Source organism: Rhodococcus koreensis (genome assembly GCF_017068375.1).
Lineage (GTDB): Bacteria > Actinomycetota > Actinomycetes > Mycobacteriales > Mycobacteriaceae > Rhodococcus_F > Rhodococcus_F koreensis.
Map to the genome: position 1 here is coordinate 3,818,483 of NZ_CP070609.1, position 12,831 is coordinate 3,831,313.

At 68.0% G+C, this 12,831-nt stretch carries 10 protein-coding genes and 1 riboswitch; of the genes, 5 read left to right on the forward strand and 5 right to left on the reverse strand.

The genetic code is table 11. The features are described 5' to 3' along the window. Nucleotides 1–13 precede the first annotated feature (13 nt). Both JWS14_RS17590 and pdhA read right to left on the reverse strand, forming a co-directional pair. Nucleotides 14–1,015, reverse strand: coding sequence for an alpha-ketoacid dehydrogenase subunit beta (locus JWS14_RS17590; protein ID WP_206013936.1), 1,002 nt, complete (start codon nt 1,013–1,015; stop codon nt 14–16). Then, nucleotides 1,012–2,097, reverse strand: a complete 1,086-nt coding sequence (gene pdhA, locus JWS14_RS17595; protein WP_206013937.1) for a pyruvate dehydrogenase (acetyl-transferring) E1 component subunit alpha — start codon at nt 2,095–2,097, stop codon at nt 1,012–1,014. Before pdhA ends, JWS14_RS17590 begins: the two co-directional genes overlap by 4 nt. A 169-nt stretch (nt 2,098–2,266) precedes the next feature. On the opposite strand from pdhA, the gene JWS14_RS17600 reads away from it, so the two are divergent. After that, nucleotides 2,267–2,740, forward strand: a complete 474-nt coding sequence (locus JWS14_RS17600; protein ID WP_072946680.1) for an Lrp/AsnC family transcriptional regulator — start codon at nt 2,267–2,269, stop codon at nt 2,738–2,740. Nucleotides 2,741–2,754: 14 nt separating this feature from the next. Here the strand turns inward: JWS14_RS17600 and JWS14_RS17605 are convergent, their stop codons facing one another. Next, nucleotides 2,755–4,104, reverse strand: a complete 1,350-nt coding sequence (locus tag JWS14_RS17605) for an MFS transporter (RefSeq protein ID WP_206013938.1) — start codon at nt 4,102–4,104, stop codon at nt 2,755–2,757. Nucleotides 4,105–4,371: 267 nt separating this feature from the next. Further along, nucleotides 4,372–4,567, forward strand: a riboswitch (cobalamin riboswitch). Between the two features lie 136 nt (nt 4,568–4,703). Here JWS14_RS17605 and metE point away from each other — a divergent pair. Continuing rightward, on the forward strand, nt 4,704–6,965 hold the full coding sequence (gene metE, locus JWS14_RS17610) for a 5-methyltetrahydropteroyltriglutamate--homocysteine S-methyltransferase (protein WP_206013939.1): 2,262 nt from the start codon (nt 4,704–4,706) through the stop codon (nt 6,963–6,965). Nucleotides 6,966–7,011: 46 nt separating this feature from the next. Here the strand turns inward: metE and JWS14_RS17615 are convergent, their stop codons facing one another. Beyond that, the gene (locus JWS14_RS17615; protein WP_206013940.1) at nt 7,012–8,388 is read right to left on the reverse strand and encodes an FAD-binding oxidoreductase; all 1,377 of its coding nucleotides are present in this window, start codon (nt 8,386–8,388) and stop codon (nt 7,012–7,014) included. Between the two features lie 71 nt (nt 8,389–8,459). On the opposite strand from JWS14_RS17615, the gene JWS14_RS17620 reads away from it, so the two are divergent. Continuing rightward, the gene (locus tag JWS14_RS17620) at nt 8,460–9,602 is read left to right on the forward strand and encodes an RNA-guided endonuclease TnpB family protein (protein ID WP_206013941.1); all 1,143 of its coding nucleotides are present in this window, start codon (nt 8,460–8,462) and stop codon (nt 9,600–9,602) included. Between the two features lie 187 nt (nt 9,603–9,789). On the opposite strand, the gene JWS14_RS17625 is transcribed toward JWS14_RS17620, so the two are convergent. Beyond that, complete coding sequence (locus JWS14_RS17625; RefSeq protein WP_095861573.1) at nt 9,790–10,374, reverse strand: TetR/AcrR family transcriptional regulator; 585 nt, start codon at nt 10,372–10,374, stop codon at nt 9,790–9,792. 101 nt (nt 10,375–10,475) lie between these two features. Here JWS14_RS17625 and JWS14_RS17630 point away from each other — a divergent pair, with 101 nt between their 5' ends. Further along, complete coding sequence (locus JWS14_RS17630; protein ID WP_095861572.1) at nt 10,476–11,618, forward strand: acyl-CoA dehydrogenase family protein; 1,143 nt, start codon at nt 10,476–10,478, stop codon at nt 11,616–11,618. Between the two features lie 29 nt (nt 11,619–11,647). After that, the gene (locus JWS14_RS17635; protein ID WP_095861571.1) at nt 11,648–12,829 is read left to right on the forward strand and encodes an acetyl-CoA C-acetyltransferase; all 1,182 of its coding nucleotides are present in this window, start codon (nt 11,648–11,650) and stop codon (nt 12,827–12,829) included. Nucleotides 12,830–12,831: the final 2 nt, after the last annotated feature.

The window sequence follows — 12,831 nt, forward strand, 5'->3', positions numbered from 1 at the left end:
GGAACTCCTGGTCCTACGCGGTGAAGGTGCAGTCGACGGCGTCGAGGATGCGGTCGACGTCCGGCAGGAAGTGCTGTTCGAGTTTCGCCGGCGGGTAGGGGACGGTGAAGCCGCCGACGCGGGCGACCGGCGCCTCGAGGTGGTAGAAGCAGCGCTCGCTGATGCGGGCGGCGATCTCGGCGCCGATGCCGAGGAACACGGGCGCCTCGTGGGTGACGACCAGGCGTCCGGTGCGCTGCACGGACGCGGCGACGGTGTCGACGTCGAGCGGGGAGAGGGACCGCAGATCGATCACTTCGACCGACCGGCCCTCATCCGCAGCGACTTTCGCCGCCTGCAGCGCCGTCGTCACGAGCGGCCCGTACGCGACGACGGTGACGTCGGTACCCGGGGCGACCACCCGGGCCTTGTGCAGTGGCCCCGTCTCGGCGGCGGGGTCGATCTGCCCCTTCTCCCAGTAGCGGCGCTTGGGCTCGAAGAACAGCACCGGATCGTCCGAGGCGATGGCCTGCTGAATCATCGTGTGCGCGTCGGCGGCGGTGCTGCAGGTGACGACGCGAAGACCCGCGGTCGCGGCGAAATAGCCCTCCGGGGACTCGGAGTGATGCTCGATCGCGCCGATGCCGCCGCCGTACGGGACGCGGATGGTGATCGGCATCGTGACGTTGCCGCCCGTGCGGTAGTGCAGTTTGGCGACCTGCGAGACGATCTGGTCGAAGCCGGGGTAGATGAACCCGTCGAATTGGATCTCACACACCGGCCGGTAGCCGCGCATCGCGAGACCGACTGCGGTGCCGATGATCCCGGACTCGGCGAGCGGGGTGTCGATGACACGGTTGGGGCCGAAGTCCTTCTGCAGTCCGTCGGTGATGCGGAAGACGCCGCCGAGTTTGCCGATGTCCTCGCCCATGAGCACGACCTTCGGGTCGTTCTCGAGGGCGCGGCGCAGGCCGGCGTTGAGGGCCTTGCCGAGCGGAAGCGTGGTCGGGGCGGCCGCGGAGATGGCTGTGCTCATGCGTCGGTCCCTTCGAAACTGTCGAGGTAGGAGGCGAACTGGCGGCGCTCGTCGTCGACGAGGGGATGGGGTTCGGCGTAGACGTTGTCGAACAACGACATCGGTTCGGGCTCGACGGTCTCGAGGCATCCGCGGCGCAGCGCGGCGGCGGTGTCGTCGGCGCGCTGCTGCACCGCGGCGAGGTAGTCGTCGTCGATCGCGCCCGCCGACTCGAGGAGCGCACGGATGCGGTCGAGGGGGTCCTTGCGTTTCCATTCCTCGTCGAGCGCGGCCGGGCGGTACCGGGTCGGGTCGTCGGACGTGGTGTGCGGGCCCATCCGGTAGGTGACGGCCTCGATCAGGGTCGGTCCGCTGCCTTCCCGTGCCCGCTCGAGCGCGGCCCGGGTCACGGCGATCACGGCGATCACGTCGTTGCCGTCGACGCGCACACTGGGAACGCCAAAGCCGCGGCCCCGCGCGGCGATGCTCACCCGCGACTGCAGGCTGACCGGTTCGGAGATCGCCCACTGGTTGTTCTGGCAGAAGAACACCACCGGGGCGTTGAAGCTCGCGGCGAACCCGAAGGCCTCGGAGATGTCGCCCTGACTGGTGGCGCCGTCGCCGAAGTAGGTGATCGAGGCGCCGTCGGAGCCGTCGAACTGCAGGCCCATCGCGTACCCGGTGGCGTGCAGTGCCTGCGCGCCGACGATGATCGCGGGGGTTGTCATGTTGTAGTCGAACGGGTTCCAGCCCGAGTGCGTCGACCCCCGCCAGAACCGGAGCATGTGGGTGGGATCGACGTCGCGGCAGTACGCCACCCCGTGTTCGCGGTAGCTGGCGAAGACGAAGTCGCCGGGATCGAGGGCGCGTGCCGACCCGACCTGCGCCGCTTCCTGCCCCAGCAGCGGCGCCCACAGGCCCAGTTCGCCCTGACGCTGCAGCGCGGTCGCCTCCGCGTCGATGCGCCGCACCACGACGAGGTCCTCGTACAGTGCGCGCACCGCGGCGACGTCCACGTCGTCGACGTACCGGGAGTAGTCGGGATGATCCACTCGCGCACCGGTTTCGGTGACGAGTTGCACCACATCATCGTTGTCGAACACGAATACCTCCGAATGGGATGGAACGGGAGGCACCGCCGCCCATGTGCGACCGTTTCGGTCAGAATGATGTACTCATGCAAACATCGGGATCCAGCATGCGCAAGTGTTGTCTATCAAATTAAGCAGAATGCCCAACTCTCGGCATGGGGAGTGTGGGATACTGCGCTACATGACGAGACTCGATCGAACCGATGCCCGCCTGCTGCTCGCCCTGTGCGACGCCCCCCGCGCAACCGGCGTCCAACTGGCGACCCTGCTGGGGATGGCACGGAATACCGTGCAGGCACGAATGTCTCGCTGGGAGGAGCAGCGCGTGCTCGCGCCCGTGGACCGCTGCGTGTCACCCCGCGACCTGGGATACCCCCTGCAGGCGTTCGTCACCGCGGTCGTCGACCAGCACCGCCTCGAGGACGTCATCGAACACCTGCGGGACATCGCCGAGGTCGTCGAGGTCGTCGGCATCTCCGGAGCGGCAGACCTGCACATCGGCGTGGTCGCCGTCGATGCCGACGACCTGTACCGCGTCGCCGGCCTCATCCTCGCCGTGCCCGGGATCGAGCGCACCACGGTGTCCGTCGCCATGCGTGACGCCATCCCCTACCGGACCCGCCCACTGCTCGAGCGGATCGCCGAGGAGCGCTGACCCCGGGCGCATGCTCAACGACTCGCGGTGACCACGCGGGTATCGGCGTCTTCGGTACTGCGCGTGGCACTTACCCGGGATCTGAGGATGAGAACCAGCATCACGGCGACGAGCATGACCGCCCCCACGACCCACAGGCCGGCGCGCGAGTTCCCGGTGGCGTCGAACAGCCACCCGGTGACGTACGGGGCCCCGAAACCACTCAGGTTGCCCACCGAGTTCACGACGGCGATGCCTGCCGCGGCGCCGGCACCGGTCAGGAATGTGCTGGGCAGGTACCAGAACACGGGCAGTGCGCAGAACACACCGACCGCGTTGACGGTGACCGCGATCATCGTCGTGAGCGGCGACTGCATGTACAGGGCGACCGGGATGGAGACGGCTCCGATCAGGGTGGGGACGGCGACGTGCCAGATCCGCTCACCCGTCCGGTCGGAGTGCCTGCTCCACAACACCATTGCGACGGCGCCGACCGCGAACGGAACCGCGACGATCAACCCGGTGGTGAACAGCGAGAAATCGGTGGCGAACGTCTTCTTGAAACCGGCGACGATGCTGGGCAGGAAGAAGCTGAGCGAGTACAGCCCGTAGGTGATCCCGAAGTAGACGAGGCCCAGCATCCACACGCGGGAATCCGTCAGCGCCCGGCGCACCGACCCGTGGGAACCGGATTCCGAAGCCTCGGATTCGAGTTCGCGAGTGAGCCAAACCTTTTCGTCCTCATCCAGCCACGTGGCCTGCGACGGCCGGTCCGTGAGGTAGAACCAGGTGACCACCGCGAGCAGGACGGCGGGTATCCCCTCGATCAAGAACATCACGCGCCAACCGGACAGTCCGAACAGGCCGTCCCAGTATTGGATGATGGCGCTCGACAACGGTGCCCCGAGCGCCGACGACACCGGGAGCGCGAGAAGGAACAGGCCCATCAGCCGGACCCGGTAGGCGCGGGGAAACCACAGGGTCAGGTAGAGCAAGACCCCCGGGAAGAAGCCGGCCTCGGCGATACCCAGCAGCATGCGCAACCCGTACAGCGATCCCACATTGGGCACGAAGGCCATGGCGGCCGCGATGATCCCCCACGTGAGCATGATCCGGGCGATCCAGCGGCGTGCCCCGAACCTGTGCAGCGCGAGATTGCTCGGCACCTCGAACAGGAGATACCCGATGAAGAACAGCCCGGAGGCCAGGCCGAACATCGTCTCGGTGAGGCCGAGTTCCGCGCTCATGGTCAACTTCGCCAGCCCGATATTGGTCCGGTCGAGGTAGTTGACGAAATAGGCCAGGCCGAGGAACGGAATGAGCCGCCGGGCGACCTTCCGGACCACCCTCGCCTCGATCTCGGGTTTCTGCAGTACAGGCGACATGAATGTCTCGGCTTCCTGAAGAGTGGGCGCGCCCGACCGGGCGACGTGACGTGACGTGGACCACTCTATGAGTCGGATCAGCTCGAAACTATGGAGAAACCACACATGCGACACCGCGATGAATGGAGGGATCCTCAGCCGAACGTCTCCCCTGGGAAGCGGGTGTGGTGTCCCACCCGGACGGGGTTGTCCCCTATGCTGACCGGTGCAGCTGGTTCGCCCGGCACGGTCATGAGGAGCCCCGAAGACCGCACCAGGCGTCGAAGCACCGCGAATCCCTCCGGGGGTCTCGGGGTGTGAGAGGGAACCCGGTGAGAATCCGGGACTGTCCCGCAGCGGTGAGTGGGAACGACCGCCGTCATCATGCACTGGGCATTTTGCCTGGGAAGCGACGGCCACTAGGTCCGGTGGATGCCACCGGGTGCCCGCGAGTCCGAAGACCTGCCGACTGCGTCGGGCACGCCGTGCCCGACGGTCCACCGCCTCGGGGAATGGGCGTGTAGGCCTCCTCGTGTCGCAGCATGCTTTGTCTCGGGCTCGAGAGGTGTACTCGTTTCTGCCGGTGGTGGTCCTTCCCTGCATGCAACTGGAGAAACACCGTGACCACCCTCTTCACCGCGACCGTACTGGGATCACCTCGTATCGGTCGGAACCGCGAACTCAAGAAGGTCGTCGAGGCCTACTGGGCGGGCCGCGCCGACGCCGCCGCCCTGGCCGCGGTCGGCGCCGACCTGCGCCGGCAGACCTGGACCGACCTGCGCGATGCCGGGCTCGATTCGATCCCGGTCAACACGTTCTCGTACTACGACCAGGTCCTCGACACCGCCGTCCTGCTCGGCGCCCTGCCCGACCGTGTCGCCGGCATCGACGACGACCTCGACCGGTACTTCGCCGCCGCTCGCGGCACCGACAGCGTCACCCCGCTGGAGATGACGAAGTGGTTCGACACCAACTACCACTACCTCGTCCCCGAAATCACCCCGTCCACCTCGTTCGCCCTGGATGCGTCGAAGGTGCTCGGCGAACTCGGTGAGGCCCTCGAACTCGGCATCGCGGCCCGCCCGGTGATCGTGGGTCCGGTGACGTTCCTGCTGCTGTCGAAGGCCGTCGGCTCGGAGGCGCCGCTGCTGGATCGGATCGATGAGCTGGTGCCGTTGTATGCGGATCTGCTGACCCAGCTCCACGACGCCGGCGCCGAGTGGGTGCAGATCGACGAACCGGCCCTGGTCGCCGACCGCACCCCGGAGGAGATCGCCACCGCCAAGCGCGTCTACGACCAGCTGTCCGCCGTCGAAACCCGTCCCGCGATCCTGCTGGCGTCCTACTTCGGCAGCCTCGGCGACGCCCTGCCCGCGATCGCCTCGACCGGGGTCGAGGGCATCGCCGTCGATCTGGTCGCCGGATCCGACACCCTCGCCGCGGTTCCCGAACTGACCCGCAAGCACGTCGTCGCCGGTGTCGTGGACGGGCGCAACATCTGGCGCACCGACCTCGAAAACGCCCTGACCACCCTCGGCACCCTGCTCGGCAGCACCGGATCGCTGGCGGTGTCCACCTCCTGCTCGCTGCTGCACGTCCCGTACACCCTGCAGGCCGAGAAGAACGTGGACAAGGCCCTGCGGTCGTGGCTGGCGTTCGGCACCGAGAAGGTCCGCGAGGTGGTCACGCTGGCCACCGCGCTCACCGAGGGCCGGGAGACGGTGGACGAGGAGTTCGCGCTGGCCCGAGCGGCGGCCTCGACCCGCACCACCGACCCGCGGCTGCGCGACAACGCAATCCGCGCCCGGCTGGAAACGATCCTGTCCTCCGACCCCGGCCGCTCCCCCGCGGATCAGCGCCGCCCGGCCCAGGCCGCACTGGAGTTGCCGCTGCTGCCGACCACCACCATCGGCTCCTACCCGCAGACCACCGCGATCCGGGTGGCGCGGGCGGCGCTGCGCAAGGGTGAGATCGACGACGCCGAGTACCTGACCCGGATGCGCGCCGAGATCGCCGCTGTCGTTGCGCTGCAGGAGGAACTGGGCCTCGACGTCCTCGTGCACGGCGAGCCGGAACGCAACGACATGGTGCAGTACTTCGCCGAGCAGTTGGACGGGTTCTTCGCCACCGAGAACGGCTGGGTGCAGTCGTACGGGTCCCGGTGCGTCCGTCCGCCGATCCTCTACGGCGACGTGCGCCGTCCGAACCCGATGACCGTCAGCTGGATCACCTACGCCCAGTCCCTCACCCAGCGCCCGGTCAAAGGCATGCTCACCGGTCCGGTGACCATCCTGGCGTGGTCGTTCGTGCGCGACGACCAGCCGCTGGCGGACTCGGCGAACCAGGTGGCCCTCGCCATCCGAGACGAGACGGTCGACCTGCAGGGCGCCGGGATCCGGATCGTTCAGGTCGACGAGCCCGCACTGCGCGAACTCCTGCCGCTGCGGGCGGCCGAGCAGACCGCCTACCTGGACTGGTCGGTGGGGGCGTTCCGGCTCGCGACCTCGGGGGTCGCGGACTCGACGCAGATCCACACCCACCTGTGCTACTCGGAGTTCGGTGAGGTCATCGACGCCATCGCGAACCTGGACGCGGATGTGACGTCGATCGAGGCGGCCCGCTCGCACATGGAGGTCCTGGGTGACCTGAACGCCGTCGGGTTCGATCTCGGCGTCGGCCCGGGTGTCTACGACATCCACTCCCCGCGCGTGCCGAGCGTGGAGGAGATCGCAGCCTCGCTGAAGGAGGCGCTCGAAGCGGTTCCGGCGGAACGGTTGTGGGTCAACCCGGACTGCGGATTGAAGACCCGCGGTCCGGTGGAGGTGGAGGCGTCGCTGCGTAACCTCGTCGACGCCGCGAAGCTGGTCCGCGCCGGCCTCTGACACACCCCCTGTGAGTACTTGTTAACCGCCGGCGGTTAACAAGTACTCACGGGCCCGGGGCAAAGACCTTCCCCGGGTTCAGGATTCCGTGGGGATCGAGGGCGTTCTTCACCGATCGGTGCATGTCCAGCACGACCGGATCGAGTTCCTGGGCAAGACCTTCCATCTTCAGCAGACCGACACCGTGTTCGCCGGTGACGGTGCCGCCGAGTTCGAGCGCGGCGTCGATGATTTCCGCGAAGGCGGCCTGCGCGCGGGCGCGGGCAGGCTCGTCGTCGCGGGGTGTGATGAGCAGCGGGTGCAGGTTTCCGTCGCCGGCGTGTGCGATGTTGGCGATCGTGGTCTCGTGGGCGATGCCGACCTGTTCGATGCGTGCAAGCATCTCGGGGACAGCCCGTTTCGGAACGCACACGTCTTCGGTGAGAACCGGTCCGAGCCGCTCCATCGCCGGGTAGGCCAGGCGGCGCGCGGCGAACAACGCATCCGCCTCCTCCTGGTCGGTGGACACGGCAGACCATGTGGCTCCGGCTTCGTCGAAGCACGACAGCATCTTCTCCGCCTCCTGGTCGCCGATGACGCCCGCGGTGTCGATGCGGCCGAGGAGAACGACGTTCGCCTCCACCGACAGTCCCATCTTCTTCCACGCGTCGACGGCGATGAGGCACTGCCTGTCCACCAATTCGAGCGCCGACGGGGTGAGCCCCGCCGCGGCCACCGCGCTGACGGCCCGGCCCGCGTCGACGATGGAATCGAAGTAGCCGGCCACCGTGCGCTGCGGGTCTTGCAGCGGGCGCAACTTGACCGTGATTTCGGTGATGACGCCGAGCGTTCCTTCGGACCCGACCATCAGACCCGCCAGGTCGTAGCCGGCCACCCCCTTGGCGGTCTTGCGTCCGAGGCGCACGAGTTCACCGGTGCCGGTAACGATCTGCATGCCGAGCACGTAGTCGCGGGTGACGCCGTACTTGACGCAGCACAGTCCGCCCGCGTTGGTGGCGACGTTCCCTCCGATCGTCGACCACGGCGCGCTGGCCGGGTCCGGCGGATACCAGAGTCCGTGTTCGGCGCAGGCGGCCCGGAGATGATCGTTCACCACGCCGGGTTCGACGACGGCGTACCGCTCGAGGGGATCGATCTCCTTGATCGCGTTCATGCCCTCGAGCGCGAGGACGACGCAGCCGTCGGTCGCGTTCGCCCCGCCGGACAGGCCGGTGCCGGCGCCCCGCGTGACGACGGCGGTGTCGTGCTCGAGGCAGGCGCGCACGACGGCCTGGACTTCGAGCGCCGTTCGGGGCCGGACGACGGCGAGCGGCGCCGCGTACGGCGCCCACTCCGCCTCGTCGTGCTGGTACCGGGCGACGACGTCGGGGTCGCGCACGACACGATCCGCCGGAAGGGCTGCCAACAATGCATCGATCAACATGACGAGAACCAGTCCTTTGCGGCCTAGACGGTGATCGGGTTTTGTCGGACCGTGGGGTTAGTGTCTGGGGCATGGCGGGGAGGGTGGTGAAGCGTGCGTTCAAGTATCGTTTCTATCCGACTGCGGTGCAGGCGGAACAGCTTGCTCGGACGTTCGGGTGCACCCGGTATGTCTATAACCGGGCGTTGGCCGAGCGGACGCGGGCGTGGTCGCAGGAGCAGCGGCGGGTCACCTACGCGGACACCTCGAAGATGCTCACCGGATGGAAACGCGATGCCGAGACGGAGTGGTTGGCGGAGCCGTCGAAGGGACCGCTGCAGGAATCGCTGCGGCAGTTGCAGGGCGCGTTCGACAGGTTTTGGCGCAAGCAGACCCGCTACCCAAAGTTCAAGAAGAAGGGCCAGTCGAAGGAGTCGGCGACCTACTTCTCGAACTGCTTCACCTACCGGGGTGGGCAGATCCGGTTGGCCAAGCAGTCCGAACCCCTGGAGATTCGGTGGTCGAGGCCACTACCGGAGGGGGCGGTGCCGTCGCAGGTGACGGTGTCGCGCAATGCTCGTGGTCAGTACCACATTTCGATTCTCGTCGAGGACACGATCACCAAGGCCCCGTCGACCGATCGGGCGGTCGGGCTCGACGCCGGGATCACGAGCCTGTACACGCTCTCGACGGGGGAGAAGATCACCAACCCGCGCCACGAGCGCACGGATCGTGAGCGGCTGGCGAAGGCGCAGCGGGTGCTGGCCAAGAAGGAGAAAGGATCGCGTAACCGGGCGAAGGCCCGACTGAAGGTCGCGAAGATTCATGGTCGGATCGCCGATCGGCGTCGCGATTATCTGCACAAACTTTCCACTCGTTTGGTGCGCGAAAATCAAGTGATCGCCATCGAGGATCTGAGTGTGCGGAATATGGTGAAGAATCGGTCGTTGTCTCGGGTGATCTCGGATGCGGGGTGGTCCGAGTTCCGGTCGATGCTCGAGTACAAGGCCGACTGGTATGGGCGCCGGGTGGTGGCGATCGACCGGTTTCATCCGTCGTCGAAGACCTGCTCGGTGTGCGGGGCGGTCGCCTCGACGATGCCGCTGACGGTGCGGGAGTGGACGTGCCGATGCGGCGTCGTCCACGACCGCGACGTGAACGCGGCAAGGAACATTTTGGCCGTCGGACTGACGGTGGCAGCCTGCGGAGACGGTGTGAGACCACCTCGCACATAACGTGCGGGGTGGCGACTGTCGGTGAAACAGGAACCTCGGGACGCGAGTCTCGAGGGGAATCTCGGTCGTTCACGGCCGAGAGGACGTCAAGGTTCAAACGTAGCTGCGATCCGGATCGCGGCCAATGCAGGTTCCATCCATTCCAAGCCGGAGTGGACGCCCGACCACCACACCTTGGTGACCCGGCTCAGGCGCTGATGCCGCCCGTGAGGATGGCGGCGAGTTCGGCGTACGCGTGCGCGTCGTCGAGCCCGGTGCTGTCGCGGACCCCGCGTTGCTGGATGCGGACCATCATGGTGGCGGCGAGGTCGGCGGCGAACGCGGCGTGCACGTCGCGGAAGTCGCCGGCGGCGACGCCCTCGGTGATCAACTCCTGGACCCGACCGGCCGCGAACTGCGTGTTCCGTTCGTAGACCTCCCGTGCCGGGGGGAAGGCGTCGAGGTCGGCCATGAACTGGTCGGACGCGGCCGCGAGTGCGTTGCCGACGGCCGACAGGTACGCGGTGATCCGCTCGCGGGCCCCGCCGATCGGCTCGATGCGCGACTCGACGTCCTCGGTCGCGCGGCGGAAGAAGTGCACCGTGGCGGCCCGGACCAGCTGCTCCTTGCTGCCGGCGAGGGTGTAGAGCGTCGACTTCGAGCAGCGCAGCCGGTTCGCGATCTCGTCGAGCGTCAGGTGTGCGAACCCCTCGACCAGAAAGAGGTCGACGAGGGCGTCGAAGAGCTGGGTGCGCCGTCGGGTGGCGAAACCGGGTCGGGTGGGCTGCTCCATGACAGAAATAGTACTGGGAGGTGTCTTGCAGTACTATTTCGCAATCAGTACTCTGGGCCGTAATCCAGTACTGCTTTCCGTAGCCTTCTCGAGGAGACACCGTGGCCGTCGATCGTTTGCTGCCTACTGACGAAGCCCGTGACCTGATCCAGCTCACGCGCGACGTCGCCGACAAGGTCCTGACGCCGATCGTCGACGAGCACGAGAAGTCGGAGACCTACCCCGAAGGCGTGTTCGCCACCCTCGGCGAGGCCGGACTGCTGAGCCTGCCGTACCCCGAGGAGTGGGGCGGCGGCGCGCAGCCGTACGAGGTGTACCTGCAGGTGCTCGAGGAGATCGCCGCCCGCTGGGCCGCCGTCGCGGTGGCGGTCAGCGTCCACAGCCTCGCCTGCCACCCGCTGATGGCGTTCGGCACGGACGAGCAGAAGCAGCAGTGGCTCCCGGACATGCTCGGCGGCAACACCGTCGGCGCCTACAGCCTGTCCGAGCCGCAGGCCGGATCCGACGCCGCCGCACTGACCTGCAAGGCCGCCGCGACCGACGGCGGGTACGTCGTCAACGGCGCGAAGGCCTGGATCACGCACGGCGGCATCGCCGATTTCTACAACCTCTTCGCCCGCACCGGTGAGGGCTCGAAGGGGATCTCCTGCTTCCTGGTCCCGAAGGACACCGAGGGACTCACGTTCGGCAAGCCCGAGGAGAAGATGGGCCTGCACGCCGTGCCGACCACGTCCGCGCACTACGACGACGCCTTCGTGCCCGTGGAGCGGCGCATCGGCGCGGAGGGTCAGGGGCTGCAGATCGCATTCAGCGCACTGGATTCCGGCCGGCTGGGCATCGCCGCCGTCGCCGTCGGACTCGCGCAGGCGGCCCTCGACGAGGCCGTGGCCTACGCCCAGGAACGGACCGCGTTCGGCAAGAAGATCATCGACCACCAGGGCCTCGGGTTCCTGCTCGCCGACATGGCCGCCGCCGTCGACTCGGCGCGCGCCACATACATCGACGCCGCCCGCCGCCGCGACGCCGGCCTGCCGTACTCCCGCAACGCGTCCGTCGCCAAGCTCGTCGCCACCGACGCCGCAATGAAGGTCACCACCGACGCCGTGCAGGTCCTCGGCGGCTACGGCTACACCCGCGACTTCCGCGTCGAGCGGTACATGCGCGAAGCGAAGATCACCCAGATCTTCGAGGGCACCAACCAGATTCAGCGACTGGTCATCAGCCGCACCCTCGCCGCGAACTGACGAACCCACCCCCGAAAGGCCTTCCGCACATGACCACCTCCGTGATCGTCGCCGGCGCCCGCACCCCGATCGGCCGGCTGCAGGGCTCACTCGCCGGATTCTCCGGCGCCGACCTCGGCGCCATCGCCATCGAGGGGGCGCTCGGCAAGGCCGGTGTCGCCCCGGACCGGGTCCAGTACGTCATCATGGGACAGGTCCTCACCGCCGGCGCCGGGCAGATGCCCGCCCGTCAGGCGGCCGCGAAGGCCGGCATCCCGATGAACACGCCGTCGCTCAACATCAACAAGGTGTGCCTGTCGGGGGTCGAATCGATCATCCTCGCCGACCAGTTCATCCGGTCCGGCGCGTTCGACGTAATCGTCGCCGGCGGCATGGAGTCGATGAGCCAGGCACCGCACCTGCTGCCCGGTTCGCGCGGCGGTTTCAAGTACGGCGACGTCACCCTCGTCGACCACATGGCCCTCGACGGATTGCACGACGCATTCACCGACCAGCCGATGGGACTGCTCACCGAGGCGGGCAACGACAGGGACGTCATCGCCCGCGAGGACCAGGACGCGTTCGCCGCCCGCTCGCACCAGCTCGCCGCGAAGGCGTGGGACAGCGGAGTCTTCGACGACGAGGTCGTCCCCGTCGAGATCCCCGCACGCAAGGGTGAGAGCACCTGGCTGCGCCGCGACGAAGGCATCCGGCCGGACACCACCGCCGAAACCCTGGCGCGGCTGCGGGGCGCATTCCGAGCCGGCGGCACGGTCACCGCGGGCAACGCGTCGACCATCAACGACGGCGCCTGCGCCGTGGTGGTGATGAGCAAGGAGCGCGCCGAGGCGGAAGGCCTGACGTGGCTGGCTGAGATCGGCGAGCACGGGATGGTCGCCGGGCCGGATTCGGGACTGCAGTTCCAGCCGTCCGGAGCGATCGCGAAAGCCTGTGATGCAGCCGGTATCTCACCGACCACGTTGGATCTGATCGAGATCAACGAGGCGTTCGCCGCGGTCGGGATCGCGTCCACCCGCGAACTCGGCGTCGACCCCGAACGCGTCAACGTCAACGGCGGCGCCATCGCCCTCGGGCACCCCATCGGAATGTCCGGCGCCCGGATCACCCTGCACCTCGCGCTCGAGTTGCAGCGCCGCGGAGGCGGCACCGGCGCCGTCGCCCTCTGCGGCGGTGGCGGACAGGGCGACGCCCTGATCCTGCGCGTCCCCTGATC

Excerpts from the sequence above, each read along its gene's own strand:
- JWS14_RS17605 (WP_206013938.1), bottom strand. The coding sequence starts at position 4,104 with ATGTCGCCTGTACTGCAGAAACCCGAGATCGAGGCGAGGGTGGTCCGG.
- JWS14_RS17615 (WP_206013940.1), bottom strand. The coding sequence starts at position 8,388 with ATGTTGATCGATGCATTGTTGGCAGCCCTTCCGGCGGATCGTGTCGTG.
- JWS14_RS17600 (WP_072946680.1), top strand. The coding sequence starts at position 2,267 with ATGACGAGACTCGATCGAACCGATGCCCGCCTGCTGCTCGCCCTGTGC.
- JWS14_RS17625 (WP_095861573.1), bottom strand. The coding sequence starts at position 10,374 with ATGGAGCAGCCCACCCGACCCGGTTTCGCCACCCGACGGCGCACCCAG.
- JWS14_RS17590 (WP_206013936.1), bottom strand. The coding sequence starts at position 1,015 with ATGAGCACAGCCATCTCCGCGGCCGCCCCGACCACGCTTCCGCTCGGC.
- JWS14_RS17635 (WP_095861571.1), top strand. The coding sequence starts at position 11,648 with ATGACCACCTCCGTGATCGTCGCCGGCGCCCGCACCCCGATCGGCCGG.
- JWS14_RS17620 (WP_206013941.1), top strand. The coding sequence starts at position 8,460 with ATGGCGGGGAGGGTGGTGAAGCGTGCGTTCAAGTATCGTTTCTATCCG.